Raw genomic sequence first — 19,026 nt, 5'->3', positions numbered from 1 at the left:
ATGCAGATAGCTGTCACCCGCATCCAGCCGGCCTGTTCAGCAGGCTGAACAGGCGCTGCATGCCTTTAATTGCGCATTTCCAGTTCCGGCAAGACCACATTCACATCCAGCACTTCGAGGTTACCCTGTTTATCGAGGGAGACTTTGATATCTTCCGGGCTGACTTTGGTGTATTTCGAAATGACGGCAATCAGTTCTTCCCGCAAGGCTGGCAGAAAATCATAGCCGTCGCGGCCAGTGCGTTCGCGGGCGATGATAATTTGCAGGCGTTCCTTGGCCGTACTGGCTGTTTTGGGTTTGCTGTTAAACAAAAAAGAAAGCAGAGCCATTTTATTTACCTCCGAAAATGCGCTGCAGCAGTCCTGGCTTTTCATAATTGATAAAACGCAGTGGGACATCTTGTCCGAGGAAGCGTGAAACGACATCTTCATAAGCTTCAGATACATCACTGCCTTTCATATGAATGGCAGGGTTACCCTGATTGGATGCGTGCAGCACTGCTTCGGATTCAGGGATGACGCCGATCAGTGGAATGCGCAGAATTTCCTGCACATCGGTGTAGGACAGCATTTCACCGGCTTCTACCCGTTTCGGGGAGTAGCGGGTAATCAGTAAGTGTTCTTTGACCGGTTCGCCGCCAGCCTGTGCGCGTTTGGATTTGGCCTGGATAATGCCGAGAATCCGGTCAGAGTCGCGCACCGATGAAACTTCCGGATTGGTCACGACAATCGCCTCATCGGCAAAGGTCAGCGCCATCACTGCACCGCGTTCAATACCGGCCGGCGAGTCACAGACAATGTATTCAAAGTCCATTTTAATCAGGTCGTTGAGCACGCGTTCAACACCTTCTTCGGTCAGTGCATCTTTATCGCGGGTTTGCGATGCCGGCAAAATAAACAGGTTGTCACAGTGTTTGTCTTTGATTAATGCCTGATTCAGCGTGGCTTCACCACTGATGACATTCACCAGATCATAGACAACACGCCGCTCGCAGCCCATGATCAGATCCAGATTACGCAAGCCGACGTCAAAGTCCAGTACGGCAGTCTTATGACCGCGTATGGCCAGACCTGATGCAAAACTTGCGCTGGAAGTGGTTTTCCCCACTCCGCCCTTGCCGGATGTCACAACAATGATTCTTGCCACAAATAACTCCTTTTTAATCCGAAATAACTGAAGCGGGGGTGCTCAGCCAATAAAGTTTTAACGATCTAAGCCACTGATTTGAGGGATGATACTTCAATACTGTCACCATTGAGCCGGACCTGCACAGGATGATTGGGCTGCAATGGCGGAAAGCCATTTTCAAAAGTCCGGTAAATTCCGGCAATGGAGACCAGCTCCGGCTCCATGGTCAGCGCAAAAATACGTGCTCCGGTGTTGCCGGTGGCGCCTGCCAACGCCCGCCCGCGTAAAGGCGCGTAGATATGGATACTGCCATCGGCGATCACTTCCGCACCGTTATTCACCGCTGCCGTAATGATCAGATCTGCTCCGCGCGCATAAATGCGCTGGCCCGCACGTACCGGCGTGTCAACGACCATGGCAGGGTTATTGCGGATGATGATTTGCGGTTCAACCGGCGCGGCAACTACTGGCGCCGGCGCTTCCGGTGGTCGCAACTCTGTTTCCAGCCGCGGCTTGCTGACGACGTCAATACTGAGGCCGTGCGAACGGATCAGTGCATGATCGGTCTCTCTGGCGTGGCGCACGGCGACCGGATGCAGGCCATGTTGCCGGAATAAGGGCAACAGCGCATTCCAGTCGACCAGGGTGTCCGCAATCGCCTCAACGTCGATGACGGCAAATTCATCATCAAAAAAATCAGGTGACCCGGCAGTCATTTCCTTTAAGGCGGTTTCCAGCACAGAAACGGACGCTTCATGCAACAGAACTGCAACAGCGACGACGGTGGAAATTTTGATTTCGATAGGTTTGCGCGTCAGACTGTTTTGCATAAATCCAGAGAAAAGTAGCGGTTACCAGACAGTTCCTGTTGGAAACAGCGCCGCTATAGGCTGAGTCCGGAATGCCTGTGCGAATTTACAGTTCGCCAAGAAAGAACTCATCCTACCAATTGATGGGCTGGATTGCAAAAATAAGCATCATTTGTTGGAAAGCTGCTAAAAGGTGTGGTTATTACTTAACTAGTCACATGACCTATTTTTTGTCAATGACCCGGATTATTGCTTTGCGCTCCCCAGTCTCTATACTGCAGCGGATTTTGCTGGCGTCAGCTAAGTTGTGACGGCGGCTGCCGCTGACTCTGCTTGCGCAGATTCATCCGGAATTCCGGAGAGGGCATACAATGCCAGTTATCTGAAGATGTCTGATGTTGCACCGGCTGCGCAACCTTGTACAGCACGCTGCCGGTATCGCATCAGCCAACAATCAATCTTTCGCTTATTTACTGCAGACACTTTTACTCATGTCCAATTCCATGTCATTCACTTCTGTCAGCGCATTATCCGGATTGCAGACTTTGCCGGAGTTATTCACCTGGCGGGTTGTCCAGACGCCGGATGCGGAGGCTTACCGTCAGTTTGATGAAAGTAGCGGTCGGTGGATCAGTTATTCCTGGCAGGAGACAGACCGGCAGGTGGGGCGTTTTGTCCGGGCCTTGTCGGCGCTACAGCCTGCACATGGTACACGGATCGCTATCCTGCTGCCCAATGGCCTGCATGCCGTCTGCATGGATCAGGCTGCTTTGCGCATGGCCTGCGTGCCGGTGCCGATGCATGCGCTGGATAACCCGGAAAGTATTGCCTACATCCTCATGGACAGTGAGGCCAGTTTCCTGATTGCCGCAACGGATCAGCAGTGGGCCGCGGTGGCTGCCACAGGCATCGCGATGCCTGCGTTGCGGCAAGTTGTCGTGCTGGAAAAAACATCCGGTGTCAACGATGGAGCCGATATGGCGGATCATATTCCGGTGGATAGTCTGGAGCAATGGCTGGCGCATGGCACTGTCGCCGCAGTGCCGGTCACTGCCGGTTTGCCGCAGCCGGATGACCTCGCGGCGCTGGTCTATACCTCAGGCACCACGGGTAAACCAAAAGGTGTGATGCTGACGCATACAAATGTCATGTCGAATGTAAAGGCCGTGGTGCAACGGGTTTCGCCGCTGGTCAGCGACGTATTCCTGTCATTCCTGCCACTCTCGCATACTTTTGAGCGTACCGCCGGTTATTACCTGCCGGTGGCAGCCGGAGCCTGTGTCGCGTTTTCGCGTTCGGTGAAGCAATTGCCGGAAGATATGGCGATTGTCCGTCCGACTATTCTGATTTCTGTTCCCCGCATTTACGAACGGGTGTACAGCGTGATCCAGACCAAGCTGGCGCAATCGCCATTTCAGTCGTGGCTGTTTCGTTCTGCGATTGCCGTTGGCTGGCGCCGGTTTTCACGGGAGCAGGGGCTGTTAGAAAAAGACGGCTTGCAGACCTGGACGGATGCGTTGCTGTGGACAGTGCTGGAGCCGCTGGTGGCGACCAAGCTCCGGAATCAGTTTGGCGGCCGTTTGCGGGTGGCCGTTAGTGGTGGCGCTGCGCTGTCCGCTACGATTTCACAATGTTTTCTCGGGCTCGGCATTCCTATCGTGCAGGGTTACGGCATGACCGAAACTGCGCCGGTCGTGGCATTTAATGCGCCTGACGACAATGATCCCACGACTGTCGGCCGCGTCATAGCCGGAGTGGAGGTAAAAATCGGAGAAAACTCGGAATTGCTGGTGCGTGGCCCGAACGTCATGCGCGGCTACTGGAAGCGGGAAGAAGATACTGCAAAAGCAATGGCTGACGGCTGGCTGCGGACCGGAGATCAGGCTGCCATTGTCAATGACAGGGTGCGGATTCTGGGACGTGTCAAAGAAATTATCGTGACTTCCACCGGTGAAAAAATTGCGCCGGTCGATCTGGAACTGGCCATCACCAGCGATCCGGTGTTTGAGCAGGCCTATGCGTTTGGTGACAACGCCCAGTTTATTGCCTGTGCGCTGGTTCTGAATCAGCGCTACTGGCACGAACTGTCGGCTGCGCTCAGTCTTGATCCGAACAATCCGGACAATCTGCATCTGTTGCAGGTCACTGATGTGGTGCTCAAGCGTGTGCGTGAACTGACCAGAAGTTTCCCGTTTTACGCCCAGCCGAAGGCCGTCATTCTTTCACTGGAACCTTGGACGATTGAAAACACACTCATCACACCAACCCTGAAACTGAAGCGCAATAACCTGGCAAAATATTTTGCCAGTGACATCAACCGCATTTATTCAGGAAAGCGCTGAACCGGCGAATCAAAAAATCAAACATAAAAACATGAGAAAATCAGGAAAGCCTGAGTATCCTTTTTTACGGCGGGCGTTATGGTAGGAAGCACCGAGCCAGCCGGGCTGCCTCAATGCGTTTGTTTTCGCATCCAGCGCCGGTAGCGCTATTTCCTGATCGCTTTTTACGTGTGCTGAACTTCAGTCATTCGCGCAGAACCTGTTTTTTAGATGAAACCCTTGACATATAAGGCTTGCGTGGTTCTACTCGGCTGAAAGCAAATGCCATTACGCATTCACGAAAGGATTGGATCGTCCAGCAGCTCTCCGGAGGGCTTCGTCAGTGGCATATTTTGATAGATTAGGCTTTCGCCAGTTCCTACCAATACCACCTCGAAAAATAATCTTGACTGTGTCTCTGAAGTTCGAAGCTGCGACGACAGAGGAAGCAAAAATGGATCCCTCTTTTACAGCACCGGCGTAGATGCCTCTATCGGCCACAAACGGATTGCTTCGCAAAAATTCCTGTTTTAGGGAGCAGGATATCGCTTTGGTTAAGAGCTTATGGCTTGAGCGTATTCCAGGCCACGCCGTTTCAAAGCAATACTCAGTTGAGAAACTGCTTTTGCCATTCCCCCGGCGAGACGCTATATCTTGCAGTGAATGCTTTGCTAAATGCGGGCTGGCTGCTGTAGCCAACGGCGAGAGCCGTCGCTTTGATCGATTTCTTTTCTTTTAAATATTTTTCAGCGACACCCATGCGCCAATTCAGCAGGTACTCCGCTGGTGGCACGCCGACGGTTTCACGGAAGTGATTGATAAAGCTGGTGCGCGACATCCCGGTTAAGCGCGCCAGATCATCCATCCTCCAGGGCTTTTCAGGGCTGTCGTGCATGGCTCGAATGGCTGCCGCCAGGTTGGGGTGAAGCAGACCCAGTAATGCTCCAGGCCGTAGTATGTCCTGCTTCTTTAGATGGCGAAGTATGTGCACCATCACGACGTCGCACAAGCGGTCAAGGACGAACCCATTGCCGAGGTGTTCCGATGATCCCTCATAAAACAACGCTTTCAGAATTGGCTCAAGGCTCGGTATGTCCTTTAAGTGAATGTGCAAAATGTCCGGGAGCGCGGAGGCAAAGGGATTGCGTTTGAAATCGTTGAATCGGATGTCGGCACAGATCAGATTCACGACCGATCCGGGTGGGACTGTTAATCGATGCTTGATGGGGCGCGGATACAGTATCAGCGCGGGCTCGGTGATATGCAGGTCAGGGAGCTCCTCATGCTCCATTACCAGCTCGCCGGAGCGGACAAAATGGAGCTGTCCATGCTCGCTTGTCCCCAACATGTTCGCGCCGCAAAAGTCGCCGTTAAAGAACGTCACGGCATTGAAGCCAAAGTAAGGCAATAAGTCTAGCAAGCGGTCCAATTCTCAAGTCCTCTTCGGGATATTGATTGATCTTCAGTAAGAAATGCTATCAGGTTTGTACGAAAAGAAATCATTTTTCTCAAATGTGTATCTTAAATGATATCGGCGAGAACGCTATTGCTAATAATAATTATGCCGTTGTCCGCCCATTTTTCCCTTGAAAGCACAAAATGAATTTGTCCAACTTGAAGATAGGAATCCGCTTGGCGCTGGGATTCGCCGTGGTATTAGTTTTGATGCTGGCCTTGACCGGGTTGGGCATCAAGAGCATGAAGAACGTCAAAAGCAACATGGACGACATCGTGAGCAAGAATGTGTACAAGATGGAATTGCTCCATCAGATGGCGGACTCCGTGCACATAACCGCTCGCGTGGTACGTACTATCGCTTTGCTGAACGATGACGAGGAGAGGGAACGTCAATTCAGAAAATTCCTGGACGCGGAGCAGACATATGAGAAGGCCTGGGGAGAGTTGACCAAGATCCCGGCTAGCGAAGCAGGCAAAGCGACACGAGACAAGATTCGTGAGGCAGCAGAAATAGCCCGTCCAGTGAACGCCAAAATTGCCGAACTTGCGCGTGCGCATAAAGTCGCTGAGGCAGTTGACTTGATTTTGAAAGAGTCGATTCCTAAGACCGGCAAATGGCAGGACGCTCTGTCCGAAGACGTTGCGCTGCTAAAGAACACGAACGAAAAGCAGGTTGCTGCCGCAACGGAGGAGTTTGAAAGCGCTCTGCGCTGGATGGTCGTTATGGCGGGCTTGGCGCTCGCCGTGGGCGCGGTATTCGCATGGGTCGTGACGCGCTCGATTACACGGCCGATCCATGCTGCCGTCCGCGTCGCGGAAACGGTTGCTTCGGGAGATTTGACGTCGCGTATCGAGGTGGCCGGCACAGACGAAACCGGCAAACTGATGAGAGCGCTAAAGAACATGAATGACAGTCTAGTCCAGATTGTCTCGCAAGTCCGAAGCGGCACCGATACGATCGCCACCGCCTCGTCGCAAATTGCGACTGGAAGTCTGGATTTGTCCTCGCGTACCGAGCAACAGGCATCGTCGCTGGAGGAGACGGCATCTTCCATGGAAGAGCTGACTTCGACAGTCAAGCAAAACGCCGACAATGCACGTCAAGCCAATAGTCTTGCGGTGTCGGCGTCCGAAGTCGCCGTAAAAGGCGGCGCAGTGGTTTCGCAAGTCGTCGAGACGATGGGTTCCATTAATGAATCGTCGAAAAAAATCGTCGACATCATTACCGTGATCGACGGGATCGCCTTCCAAACCAACATCCTGGCACTGAATGCGGCGGTTGAAGCTGCCCGCGCCGGCGAACAAGGTCGTGGCTTCGCTGTGGTGGCGTCGGAAGTGCGCTCCCTGGCTCAGCGGTCAGCGGCAGCGGCAAAAGAAATCAAGGAACTGATCAGCAACTCCGTGGAAAAAGTGGATAGCGGGGCGAAGCTGGTGGATCAGGCAGGCGCGACGATGCACGAAATCGTCGAAAGCATCAAGCGAGTGACGGATATCATGGGAGAAATCACTGCTGCAAGCCAAGAGCAGACTTCCGGCATTGACCAGATCAATGTCGCAATTTCTCAAATGGACGAAGTCACGCAGCAAAATGCCTCGCTAGTAGAGGAAGCGGCAGCCGCTTCGCAAAGCATGCAAGATCAGGCAAAGAATCTCCTCCAGCTGGTCGGCGTATTTAAAATGTCAGCGCCGAATCCTGAGCCCAGGAATGAAAAATCCAGCGAGATCATCGCGCTACGAAGCAAATCAAAGATGAACAAAAACGGGTCGCGTTTAGTTGCCGCCGAACGTAAGGATGCTCATTCGCTTAATGCAGGCAGCGCTGATTGGGAGGAGTTTTAAACCGGAAGTGGATTCGCTCCCACTTTATCGATTTAGGCCTGGTAATCGTGCCACAAGCTTTGGATCGCCCACGGCCTTCCCGCCATTCCCATAACAATCAACGTCTCGGTCGTCGAGTTCCGGGACAAGAATTTGGTGAGCCGCTTCAATAAAGTTATTCACGAATATGGCATCGATAGCGTCAAGCGCTGTAGGGATTTTTACAATCGTCAAGAGCCGCGGACATCATGCAGCTTGGCGCGGGGTATAACCGTTGCCAGTGTCAGAAAAAACGTCAGACGGACAAAAAAAATGGCCTCCCGAGGGAGACCACTTTTTTAAATCGCTTCGCTATCTAATTGATTTCGAAGGATTAATTCTTGGTGGCCCGGGGCGGAATGGCTACCAAAACACCTAAGTCATTGATTTATATAGGTGTTAGTCATAAAATCGCTACCAACAGGTGTTCCACTTGTTTGGAACACTTAATGCCATATTTTGACGCCAATTTTTCTAAAATGCCAGTACTCAGAAATTGGTATCGGCTACCGCACCAGCGGTAGCCTCACTTCCACGAAATTATTACTGAATTTTGGTCTATGTCGCATAGCAAAAGTCCAGACCAAAAATCACGATTTTGGTGTTCCAAATTCAACTGGGATTAATCAGACCAAAGACAGACGATCAATATCAGTGCTGTTAGTAGCATCATTCACCCCAAATATGGCGTAGTCTCTTTGTTCAAGCATTCCTGCCGCAATCAGTTCTCTACCGAGTTTTTGTAAGTCACCTTCAAACATTTTCATCACATAAGTACCTGCCAGAATCTTTCGTCTGGTTTCACGTTTCCTTTCCTCCATAGCCTCACGATTTTTTGTCTGCTGAATGCGAGCTTCGAGCTCAGCTTTTTGCTGAAGTAATTTGTTCAAATTAGGCTTACTCATTTTTTTGATCTCCTGTTTTTATTGTTTTGGCGTTGACATTTCAAATTCACCCTGTAGTACATAAATAACAAACAAAAAAGAAACGTCAACAGCAGAACAGCGAAATGCGCACTTATACGTCGTTACTCGACGTGTGCTCAAAGCTGAATGCAAAAATGTTCAGGAGAATACCTATGGCGATTTACCATTTGAGTGTCAAACTCATTACCCGCACCACAGGAAGAAGTGCCACAGCCGCCGCCGCATATCGTGCTGGTGAACAAATTCACGATAACCGTACTGCTCAAACCTTTGATTACACTCGCAAAAAAGAAGTGTCATATCGCCGTATCTTTGCACCACCCAATGCACCGCAATGGATGAAAGACCGTGAACAGCTTTGGAATGCCGCAGAACAGGCAGAAAGCAGAAAGGATGCGCAGATAGCACGTGAAATTGAGGTTGCCTTACCGATTGAGTTAAGCCCGTCACAGCAGATTATTTTGCTTGAACGATTTGTGCATACTCAGCTCACCAGCAAAGGCATGGTTGCGGATGTTGTCATCCACAATAAAAAGAACAATCCCCATGCTCACATTTTGTTGACCACTCGTGACATCAATATCACTCATGACGGATTCGGACAAAAGAATCGTGCTTGGAATAGTAAGGAACAATTAGAAGAATGGCGCGAGCAATGGGCTAAACATTGCAACAGGAGACTATCCATTGCAAGCAGTAAATCCCGCATAGATCATCGTAGTCTACAAGACCAAGGACTAGACCAAATACCTACCGTGCATGTCGGTGCAAATTGTAACGCAATGAATAAGCGAGGTATTTCCTCAAAACGAAAGGAATTCAACACACTAATCAAGGAGAAAAATATGATTAACGAAAAAAGTAAACAATTAATCGCGTCATTAAAATTGGACGATGAAATGAATCCAATCCAGCAGGAAATTGTTCAGGCAAAAAAATCTAAGCACTTGTTTTTAAACCCAACCGATTTCAACAACAGTAAAAAATACCGTGAGGCGATTTTTGCGAGAACCTACATCCCGATCTTGTTGGAGATATTTGCGGACTATTGCACTGGGGTGGACGAAATTGAAACCGAAATCGGCACATGCTTCCAAATCAATCTCAATGGTGGTGGCAAAGTCTATGACTACGGTAGTCAAATAAAAATAGCGAATGGCACTGACGCAGAAATCAAGGTTGCTATCAAACTAGCGGTAGAAAAAGGCTGGCAAGGACTCCATCTAACCGGTAGTGATGAATTCAAATCACAAGTATTTCTGGAAGCCATTTTATCAGGTGCATTTCGACTAGAACAAATCACTGGTTATAAACCAAGTAAAGCTGTCCTTGAGGTCATCCGTGATTGCAAACCGGCTTTGAAGATTGCCAACGAGAGCAATGTGATTAAAAGCTATGTGGTTGAAAAATCAGATGACAGCGGAACAGGTAGTGTGGAGCAGGGACATCTTCCACGATTGAAGATTTGAGCCGTCTAATTGCGCAGGTTGTCCAGGCGATATATGTTGCGGTTTTTTGCAGCAAATAAGAAACACTATCTCATTTGCACATTGATTTATGTTATCGAGGATTGGCATTAATTAATGTGTTATTTTGGTATCTTAAACATATTTTTATGTTTTAAGCACATAAAAATATTTCTTTTGAGAATAATTGTATGTGCTGTATTTTTACTATATGATGCGAGGCATGACCTATAAAGAATTTTGTCGTCAGCTAGGTAAAGCTGGACTGAATATTCGAGAATTTGCTGAATTGGTGAAAATGAACCAAAAGTCAGTAACGAATTGCGCCAAACGTGGCGAGATTCCCTCACATTTGGCAGTCATATCAACGCTTCTAGGTGAGATGGGCGAACGAAAAATTGACTTTCGGGCAGTTCTGGCAGGAATTGAAATTACTCCCAAAAAGCCGCGTGGCGGTGCTGCGTTAGGGCGATTTGGTGGAAGTAAGCAAACTGACTTAGATTTAGAGTCGAAGTTAGTCGAGACCGTGAATACAACAAATTAAGGGTTTAATACTCTGGATAGTATTGCGCCAAATACTGTGTTTATGTACAGTATTTGGCGCAATGCGTTCGTCAATTCCTTCTGAATTGGTCGTTTTGAAAAATTATTAAAGGTGAAATCATGGGACGTGTTTCCTTATTTGAGAGTCCGCAGGATTTAACTTTGGCGAAGCCGCTATTGAAATGGGCTGGTGGCAAAACGCAGCTTTTAGGTGAAATCATCCCTAAGATGCCGAAAAAATATGGCCGCTACATTGAGCCTTTTTTTGGCGGTGGCGCTGTTTTTTTTGCTGCGCGTCCTGAAAATGGAATCATCGCAGACAGCAATCCAGAATTGGTTAATCTTTATCGTACCGTTGCCACAGACGTGGACGGTGTGATTGCGCAACTTCGCCAATATGAGAACACGGAAGATGTGTTTTACGCTGTTCGCGCACTAGACGTAACCAAGTTATCCAATGTCGAGGCAGCAGCCAGAACCATATTTTTGAATAGAACCTGTTTTAATGGCTTGTATCGCGTCAACAAGACGGGGCAATTCAATGTCCCGTTCGGTCGCTACAAAAATCCCAAAATCATCGACGAGGATGCATTGCAGGCAGCATCTGTTTTGTTGAGTAATACCACGATCATTTGCGGCGACTACAAGACTGTTTTGCAAGAAAATGCACAAGCCGGTGATTTCATCTTTCTTGACCCCCCTTATCTGCCGATTTCTGAGTATGCCGACTTCAAGCGCTACACGAAAGAACAGTTTTACGAAGAGGATCATGTTGAATTAGCTGAGGAAGTCGAACGTCTTCACCAGTTGGGATGTCACGTTATCCTGACGAACTCAAATCATCCGCTGGTTCACGAGCAATACGCGAAATTCAATGTCGAGGTTATTCAAACCAAACGCTATATCTCCTGTAATGGTAAAGGACGTACGGGTGAGGATGTTATTGTTAATGTTTTACCTAAGCCTCGATTTGATCTAAGGTTGGTTCCATCTCCTTTACCTCAACAGGCCACGCTGTATCCACCAACCCGCTACATGGGTTCGAAAAATAAATTGCTGGCGGAAATTTGGGCAGTTGCTTCGCAATTTGAATTTGATACAGCCATCGATTTATTTTCTGGTTCTGGTGTCGTCAGCTATATGTTGAAGTCCCACGGCAAGGCTGTTATTAGCAATGATTATATGGCAATGTCTGCCACGTTCACCAAGGCGATGGTGGAGAACAAAGACATCACACTCACCAATGAAGAAGCGTTGGCATTGCTAGAGCCTCCTATCGCGATTGATCATTTCGTAGAACAGAAATTCCAAGGACTATATTTTACAGACGAAGAAAATCGCTTGATCGATGTACTTCGTGCCAATATTAAGGCGCTCAAGAATCCATACAAACGTGCCATTGCCATGTCCGCGTTGATACGTGCGTGCTTCAAGAAGCGGCCTCGCGGCATATTTACTTATGTCGGTCATCGCTATGATGACGGACGTAAAGACCTGTCGATGACGTTCCGCGCTCAGTTCCTAGAAGCAGTGGATGCTGTAAATAACGCCGTGTTCGATAACGGTCAAGAGTGCAAATCGCGTAATGGTGACGCGATGACGTTGAAAAAAACGGAGCCGGGCTTGGTTTATATTGATCCGCCATACTATTCGCCCCTGTCCGACAATGAATATGTGCGCCGTTATCATTTTGTAGAAGGCTTGGCACGCGACTGGAAAGGCGTTGAGATTCAGGAGCATACGATCACCAAGAAATTCAAGTCGTATCCGACCCCGTTTTCTTCACGTAAAGGTGCTGCAGAAGCTTTTAATATTTTGTTTAAGCATTTTCGTGAAAGCGTACTTGTGGTGTCTTACTCATCGAATAGTCAGCCGACGCTGGATGAAATGGTCAGCATTATGGCAAAGCATAAGAGTCACGTCGAAGTGGTGCCAGTTGATTACAAGTACTCCATTGGTAACCAAGGGAGCAAGGTTGGCGATAACAAAAACGACGTTCAAGAATATATTTTTGTCGGATACTAAAAAACTGGGGGAATGATAAATTCGATTAACCGCTTGTAGTAGTAATTCATTTTAAATAAAAATAGTATATCTGGGAAAATCACCAAAGAAACGGACCTTCATGTGACTTTATCGACAGTGATAACAACAGCGAATTTTCCCCAAGCTGATCGATTGGAGCAAGTCGGTAAAGTGGCAACGGCCATTTTCAACGGACATCAGGTCGATGCCGAAATTGAAAACTTTATTGGCCTCAATTCTGGTGGCCGTCAAGGGCGTTACTATCGACTGGCCGCCGAAGCTCTAGGTTTGATTTTTAACCAGCACAATTACGCCGTGTTAACGTCGCTCGGTAAAGAATACGTAGGCCTTACCACCAATGCGGCCAGAATGGATTTTCTCGCCCGTTGCTTGGTCGATACGCCTGTATTTCATGAGGCACTTCGTTACATCCACAAACACAAGCCCAGTGATAGACAATTGAAGAAATGGTTTAGGTCATTTTATCCTGGAGCGCAAAGCACGGCTGATAGACGGTTCCATACTTTCATAAGTTACATGCGTGATGCGGGTTTACTTCAACAATCTGCCAGTTCGAATCAATTACAAAAGTATATTGGTACCGTCGTCAAAAAATATGTGAATCCTACTCAAGGTTTGACTGGCCGCAAGTTGAAATTTACTCCGACGCATGTACCAACTGCATCGTCCACTGGTGTCATTCACTTCGATGTCGATGCTCAAAAACGAGAGCGAGCCAATTTAATTCATTGGCAGCTTGTCGACGCAAAGTCGTCATTTCTATTTGCGCGTGACCTTGAGCCCTACGCAAATAACCATATTGACCTGTTCACTGATGAGAATAGTGATGTCATTCTTTACGAGATGAAATCTGTTAATTCGCATGGAAATAATCTACTTTCACAGGTACGCAAAGCTATTTCACAGTTGTACGAATACCGCTACATTTATCAAGAACCAAAGGCGCGGCTCTGCATAGTAACCAATCATGGCATCGCAAAAAAAGACGATTGGTTGCTGACTTATTTGGCAAATGATCGCTCGATCGCCTATGTGTGGACTCATGACTTTGCTAACTTTGAATGCCACGATAGTGCAAAACCTTTGTTGGGAAATTTCGCCCCATAACTTCTTGATAGTATGATTATTTTTTGCAATAAAAAGCACGATGTTAAGGGTTAGGTTCTATGTCATTGACAATCAAGCGAACAAGGTTGGCGATAGTAAAAAACAATATTCAAAAAATATATTTCGATAGGTTGCCAAATTTATGCACCCAGACACAAAATTAATTGCATCTCATATGAAAGAATTTGGACTTAACCTTTTAGGTAGGGCAATCTATGATGCAACTTTCAGCGAAATATGTAAGCCGTTTTCTCATGCGTCAACTGTTACGCTTGCGGCTCAAGGTGCCGAAATTCTGATTAAAGCAAGAATTGCAGAAGAGCACCCATTACTGATTTTTTCTAAAATACCAAATATTTCTCAAAAAGATGATTTATTAGGAATTCAAAATTTATTTGATAGTGGGAAAAGTTATACCTATGAAGATTTACCAAATTTGCTGTGGGCGACTGTGGGAGTCCGAATAAAATCGTTGGACGAATATAAACAATTTGGAACGCTAAGAAATAAGATAATGCACTTCGCAGTCCCCAATGTTGATTTACCCAAATTAACATTGGAATTTATAATTAATGTCATGGAGCCTTTGATTGAGGAATTTTGGCAAGAAACTTCTCTCGAATATGCTGAGCAATTTGATGATGTAATTGTAAGCGAAGGCTATCTTAAGGAGCAGTTGATTCAGTATGGAATTTCTCTTACACCCAGGATTTTAACTTTTTTGGATGCACAATGAGACCATGGCATCTTGGTAATACAACCGTTCGCAGTCCTTTTAGATTGCGCGATGGTTTAGTCGCACTATCAACGTCATCGCTTCAAGGAAACTTGCGGGGAGAGGAGCAAGAACGTGCATTCCGTCGCTTGTTGGGCGAGCATGGTATTGTTGAACTTGGCGACGATGACACATACAGCGTAGGGCGTAAATGGCGTTCTGCACTGAATAAGCTGGGTTTTCTTTACCCTGAAGTACCACCCGCCTCTGGTATTCCGCAAGGTGAAGTCGGCCCCATCGACATGATTACACCAAATGGCTGGCGGTTGATTCGCGCTGATACCGTCCCAGCGATGCAAGAGTGCTTTTTGCGTGCATTGGCTGCGCATTACATCCCCTCCGCCCTGGAACGAAAGTTTGATTTTTCGGTGTTCTCACCGTTACGGCATACTCTGTCCATCATGTTGGAGCTGGAGAGGCAAACGGGAGAAAGTCGTCTTAATTTTATTGAAATGGCAATCGTCGTGCAGCTTACCAGTGGCGATGACACGCTTCCTGACATTGTGGCGCAAGTACTGGAGTTGCGGGCGCGTCGGCTTGTTTCGTCTAATAAACGAAAGTTTGACCGACAAGAGCGTGAGGCGGCTGCCGAATTACACAAATATGCAGCAGGAACATTCAATGACTATGCCGATACTAATCTGCGCTATCTCAAGGCAACAGGCCTTGTACAAAGCAAAGGACGCGGCCTTTCATTCGTTCCAGAGAAACATGTATTCATTGAAAAGTTAATTCAGGATACTAATATCCCCGATTCTGACCGCTCATATTTCATTACCTTGTGTAACGGTGCAGCACTACCGACCGACAACAAAGATTCGGCGCTAGTCGTTCTGGATGATTTGTTGCATCAACTCAATAAGCGCGGAATTCCATTTAATGCAGCGGGTAAGTCAACGGAAACCCCGGCAGATATAGCGATCATTCGTCATCAGATTGAGGGAATTTTGGCGGAACGGAACGAAGAAGAATATGCCGCTCAGCAAGTGATGGAATGGGAAGAAATCGCTGCATATATGGAGCTTATCATTACGAGAAAAGGAAAAAAAACTCTCTCAAATGGTGAAGATATCGAAGTACCGCAGGCCGAAGCTCCTGCCTATTTTGAGTGGGTTTTATGGCGTGCTTTTCTTGCGATTAATAGCTTGACGAACAAGCCGTATGAAGCAAGACGTTTTAAGATTGACCAAGATTTTTTACCTGTTGGCACCGCACCTGGTAATGGTCCAGATTTGATTTTTGAGTTTGAAGATTTTGTGATTGTAGTTGAAGTTACACTGACAGATAATTCGCGACAGGAGGCCGCTGAGGGAGAGCCTGTGCGTCGTCACGTAGCCGATCTTGTCACTTATTACAGCGAGCAATCTGGAAAACCCGTATATGGGCTTTTTATCGCAAATCGCATTGACTCTAATACTGCGGAGACATTCCGAATTGGCGTTTGGTTTACGAAGACTGATGACAAAATGCGATTGGATATTATTCCAGTGACACTTTCGCAGTTTAAAGCCTTCTTCGAAGCTCTGTTTACGACAGGCCGTGTTGAAGTCGGCCTGATACGTGAGTTGCTTGATCTTTGTGGTGAATTACGACCCGCGCATGAGGCACCAGCGTGGAAGAGAGAAATCGACGCAACCATCAATCAACGGATCGCAGCTTTGCCCCTCTAATTTTCAGTAATTTTAGTTAGGTTTTAAATGTTGAGGAAGGAGAAAAACTTTCTCCTTTCACTACCTGTTTCACTCAACGCTTAACAGAGTTTAGTGCAATGTACCCCCATCTCGCCCAGAAGAATGTTGTATGAGTGTACACTGCACTACGTCATTGCGTAGTGATAGTAAAAGTTTTTTTGCACCCGTCAATTCAAAATAATCATAGAAATTACAAAAATTTTTGAAGTAGCTTGAATTGCTTGAAAATGAATATCACCGCTTTGAAAATTAATGTCCAACTTACCTGAGATTGCTCAGATTACTTCTAAAGATCTTCGAAATAAAAATCCACGGCAACGCCCTCAAAGCCAATTCCACGACATCTCTGCTTTTGCCCGTCAATCTATCTGCACCACCTTTTCCTCGTCTCGCTAAAAACGCCAAGATTTGCATGTCTGCGAATCAAAGCAAGCATACCCCTTCGGGATTTTCTGCAATCGGTTCTCTCTTCGTTGCGACTGCGATTTTGACAAATTGCTTGCATTGTTTCTTGTCCAGCCATGCCATTCGTGGCTCAGGCGAAACGACTCAAAAATGATGCAGATAAACGAGTTGTGAAGTCTGCAAAAACAGAGCAGGTCAAAATCAACTTCAGGCTCAACCAGCCTAAAAACGATACGAAAGCAGAGAACATCATGAACACACTCTTCGCACAGCCTTTTAACCGTGATGCAAACGGTTTTTACTTTTACAGCTTGGAGTCATACACCGAGAAAGCAGAAAACTTGCTGGATCGCTTTGGCAATCCTGTGGAAGAGTTTGAAATTCAGTTTATTGATGGTGACGATTGTGAGTTATTTACAGCTTGTGGAGTTGATCAGGGCAATTTGCATACATGGTTTGAAAGCGTGCTTGACCTGAGCGACTATGAAAAAACAGCCTTATTTTATCTGTGCAGTATTTTGGGCTATAGCTTAGTTGATTCGTTGGAAAAAATTGACGATGTAAATTTGTCGGAAGGAAGTTTGAAGGATGTAGCAGTAAACCTGTTTGACGAATGCTACCTAAACGACGTGCCTGAGTCCGTCCGTGCATATATTGATTATGAAAAATTTGCCCGTGACTGTGAGCTGGGTGGCGACTTATGCGAATTTGATTTCAATGGCAAGACCCGGACATGCACCAATGCATCACGTGTATAAAAAAGCCTACCGCACCAGCGGTAGGCGAAAACATTTTCTACATAAAAGTGAGTTAAAAATCGAAAAAAATTAGGGTTAGAAATTACGGAAAAGTGATCAGAAATATATTTCTGATTATGTCGAAAATAGACTTGACTTGTCCCTTCGAATTTTGTTTGTTGGTAGTACCAACAACAAAAAGAACGGATGAGCCAACAACTAGAAGAATTTTATTCTCACCTCAATGAAGCAGTCATGACGACCAATGATTTTGCCGAGGGTATTAAATTTAGGAAGCGCGAAAAGGTCGATCAGTTTGCGTACTGCGGTCTGAATCAAATGTATAAACGTTACCTTAGTTTCGACCTTGATATTCCTGGTTCAGCATATCGCTTTGATGATTTGAATTTGCCGACGCCGACTATTATTACCATTAATCCAACGAATGCACATTGCCACTATCTGTACCATTTAAAAACGCCCGTGGCTTACCATCATAATAGCCGCACTGGTCCGCAAGATTATTTTGAGGCCATTCAGAATGAAATGGAAAGTCGCCTACGAGCCGATACTGCCTATAATCATACGATCACTAAAAATCCATTAAATGACCGCTGGCGTGTGCAAACATTCCCCACCAGCTATGATCTCGCAGATTTTCTAGAATATATTGATCTTCCGAAAAGAGGTACAGTACGCAAGCTACCCGACAATTTATTGATCAAAGGTCGAAATGATGAGCTGTTCCACACCTTGCGATTGTGGGCATATATTGCGGTACATAATTTTGCAGACTGTGATCGCTGGGATATGGCAGTGTTTGCCGAAGCAATGGAAATCAATATTTTGTTTGATAAACCCTTGCCGATGTCTGAAATTAAAAGCACCGCCAAATCGGTTTCTCGTGGGGTTTGGCGATACCGTCATCAGTTAGGTAACCATACCCCCAAAGTGCTCAAATTTACCGACGAAACCGCCACACAACGCATGAGCATGGGCGCTGACTATACTAATGCTGTCCGCGTAAAAAAATCTCTAGCGACCTTGCAAAGAGTAAAAGATGAATTGCAGAAATCGGGACACGTTAAGGTCACCATCTCACAGTTAGTAGAACATACAAGGATGAATATCAAAACTGTCCGCAAATACTTTTCGCAACTGTCTTAATCTGAAAAAATTTGGTTGACCGTTACGCCCTCCCATCAGGTAATTAGCCCAGATAGCTTAACCCGCCAGAGCGCTTCGAACCAAAGGAAATATCCGCAACCAGTAAATAAGCAGGAATAGCCGCTAGGCTACCAATTTATGAAATGTGGTACAGATAGGAAATCAAGAATGAAAACTAGAAAGAAGGGGAAATAAAATAGAAAATGGCCAACCGAAAAATTAGCCATTATTTTTTAAAGTTCATTTCAACGAACATACTCTGCCTTGAAAATTATTCGCAATTGATCTCTTCAATCAAGTCGTCGATTGCGTAAGGTACACCACCGGAAGACCCGAAAAATTCTTCCATTTCTTCCTCACTGAAACCAAATGCAGAGATTAGCAATTGTTCAGAAAAAAACTGACTAACGTTATTGGTGAACATTTCCATAAGATCAGAAAAGTTCATCGTATCGTCAAACGAGTCATAAGCATTTGAAAATGCATCGTCTGCAATTTTTGTTAAAAATTTCGTGGTAATACTTGGAATAATTTGTGCTTCAATAAATTCTGCTGCGTTCATTTTTTTCTCCTAAATTATTTTGAATAGT

16 protein-coding genes are annotated in these 19,026 nt (G+C 46.6%); 10 read left to right on the top strand and 6 right to left on the bottom strand.

Features of this window, described 5'->3' with window-relative positions:
• Positions 1 to 65: 65 nt before the first annotated feature.
• The 3 genes from minE to minC form a co-directional block, all read right to left on the bottom strand.
• The gene (gene minE / locus HV832_RS00180) at positions 66 to 329 is read right to left on the bottom strand and encodes a cell division topological specificity factor MinE (RefSeq protein ID WP_176801541.1); all 264 of its coding nucleotides are present in this window, start codon (positions 327 to 329) and stop codon (positions 66 to 68) included.
• A gap of 1 nt (position 330) precedes the next feature.
• Complete coding sequence (gene minD / locus HV832_RS00175; protein WP_176801540.1) at positions 331 to 1,146, bottom strand: septum site-determining protein MinD; 816 nt, start codon at positions 1,144 to 1,146, stop codon at positions 331 to 333.
• Between the two features lie 65 nt (positions 1,147 to 1,211).
• Complete coding sequence (minC, locus tag HV832_RS00170; protein ID WP_176801539.1) at positions 1,212 to 1,958, bottom strand: septum site-determining protein MinC; 747 nt, start codon at positions 1,956 to 1,958, stop codon at positions 1,212 to 1,214.
• A gap of 482 nt (positions 1,959 to 2,440) precedes the next feature.
• On the opposite strand from minC, the gene HV832_RS00165 reads away from it, so the two are divergent.
• A complete protein-coding gene (locus HV832_RS00165) occupies positions 2,441 to 4,279 on the top strand; it encodes an AMP-dependent synthetase/ligase (protein WP_176801538.1) in 1,839 nt (612 codons plus the stop codon).
• Between the two features lie 586 nt (positions 4,280 to 4,865).
• Here HV832_RS00165 and HV832_RS00160 read toward each other — a convergent pair.
• Positions 4,866 to 5,687 carry an AraC family transcriptional regulator gene (locus HV832_RS00160; RefSeq protein WP_176801537.1) on the bottom strand — a complete coding sequence of 274 codons (822 nt, stop codon included), beginning with the start codon at positions 5,685 to 5,687 and terminating at the stop codon, positions 4,866 to 4,868.
• A gap of 170 nt (positions 5,688 to 5,857) precedes the next feature.
• Between HV832_RS00160 and HV832_RS00155 the strand changes: the two genes are divergently transcribed.
• The gene (locus HV832_RS00155; RefSeq protein WP_176801536.1) at positions 5,858 to 7,555 is read left to right on the top strand and encodes a methyl-accepting chemotaxis protein; all 1,698 of its coding nucleotides are present in this window, start codon (positions 5,858 to 5,860) and stop codon (positions 7,553 to 7,555) included.
• A 644-nt stretch (positions 7,556 to 8,199) separates the two neighbouring features.
• On the opposite strand, the gene HV832_RS00150 is transcribed toward HV832_RS00155, so the two are convergent.
• Positions 8,200 to 8,478: a hypothetical protein gene (locus HV832_RS00150; RefSeq protein ID WP_176801535.1), complete on the bottom strand. Its 279-nt coding sequence runs from the start codon at positions 8,476 to 8,478 to the stop codon at positions 8,200 to 8,202.
• A 173-nt stretch (positions 8,479 to 8,651) separates the two neighbouring features.
• Here HV832_RS00150 and mobQ point away from each other — a divergent pair, with 173 nt between their 5' ends.
• The 8 genes from mobQ (at position 8,652) to HV832_RS00110 (ending at position 18,436) form a co-directional block, all read left to right on the top strand.
• The gene (gene mobQ, locus HV832_RS00145; protein WP_176801534.1) at positions 8,652 to 9,968 is read left to right on the top strand and encodes a MobQ family relaxase; all 1,317 of its coding nucleotides are present in this window, start codon (positions 8,652 to 8,654) and stop codon (positions 9,966 to 9,968) included.
• 220 nt (positions 9,969 to 10,188) lie between these two features.
• Entirely contained in the window at positions 10,189 to 10,509 is a 321-nt protein-coding gene (locus HV832_RS00140) for an XRE family transcriptional regulator (RefSeq protein WP_176801533.1), read from the top strand.
• Positions 10,510 to 10,628: 119 nt separating this feature from the next.
• On the top strand, positions 10,629 to 12,533 hold the full coding sequence (locus tag HV832_RS00135) for a Dam family site-specific DNA-(adenine-N6)-methyltransferase (RefSeq protein ID WP_176801532.1): 1,905 nt from the start codon (positions 10,629 to 10,631) through the stop codon (positions 12,531 to 12,533).
• Between the two features lie 102 nt (positions 12,534 to 12,635).
• A complete protein-coding gene (locus HV832_RS00130) occupies positions 12,636 to 13,661 on the top strand; it encodes a DUF7226 domain-containing protein (RefSeq protein WP_218131918.1) in 1,026 nt (341 codons plus the stop codon).
• A 175-nt stretch (positions 13,662 to 13,836) separates the two neighbouring features.
• The gene (locus tag HV832_RS00125; RefSeq protein ID WP_176801531.1) at positions 13,837 to 14,397 is read left to right on the top strand and encodes a hypothetical protein; all 561 of its coding nucleotides are present in this window, start codon (positions 13,837 to 13,839) and stop codon (positions 14,395 to 14,397) included.
• Positions 14,394 to 16,106, top strand: a complete 1,713-nt coding sequence (locus HV832_RS00120) for an AlwI family type II restriction endonuclease (RefSeq protein ID WP_176801530.1) — start codon at positions 14,394 to 14,396, stop codon at positions 16,104 to 16,106. Before HV832_RS00125 ends, HV832_RS00120 begins: the two co-directional genes overlap by 4 nt.
• Before the next feature lie 542 nt (positions 16,107 to 16,648).
• Positions 16,649 to 17,290, top strand: coding sequence for an antirestriction protein ArdA (locus HV832_RS00115; RefSeq protein WP_176801529.1), 642 nt, complete (start codon positions 16,649 to 16,651; stop codon positions 17,288 to 17,290).
• A 186-nt stretch (positions 17,291 to 17,476) separates the two neighbouring features.
• Positions 17,477 to 18,436, top strand: coding sequence for a replication initiation protein (locus HV832_RS00110; RefSeq protein WP_176801528.1), 960 nt, complete (start codon positions 17,477 to 17,479; stop codon positions 18,434 to 18,436).
• Positions 18,437 to 18,707: 271 nt separating this feature from the next.
• Here HV832_RS00110 and HV832_RS00105 read toward each other — a convergent pair whose 3' ends face one another.
• Positions 18,708 to 18,998, bottom strand: a complete 291-nt coding sequence (locus HV832_RS00105; RefSeq protein ID WP_176801527.1) for a hypothetical protein — start codon at positions 18,996 to 18,998, stop codon at positions 18,708 to 18,710.
• Positions 18,999 to 19,026 lie beyond the last annotated feature (28 nt).

Source organism: Cognatundibacterium oligocarboniphilum, assembly GCF_013377855.1.
Lineage (GTDB): Bacteria > Pseudomonadota > Gammaproteobacteria > Burkholderiales > Burkholderiaceae_D > Undibacterium > Undibacterium oligocarboniphilum.
Note: the sequence above shows the minus strand (reverse complement) of the source record. Positions and strands in the feature narration are given on the sequence as shown.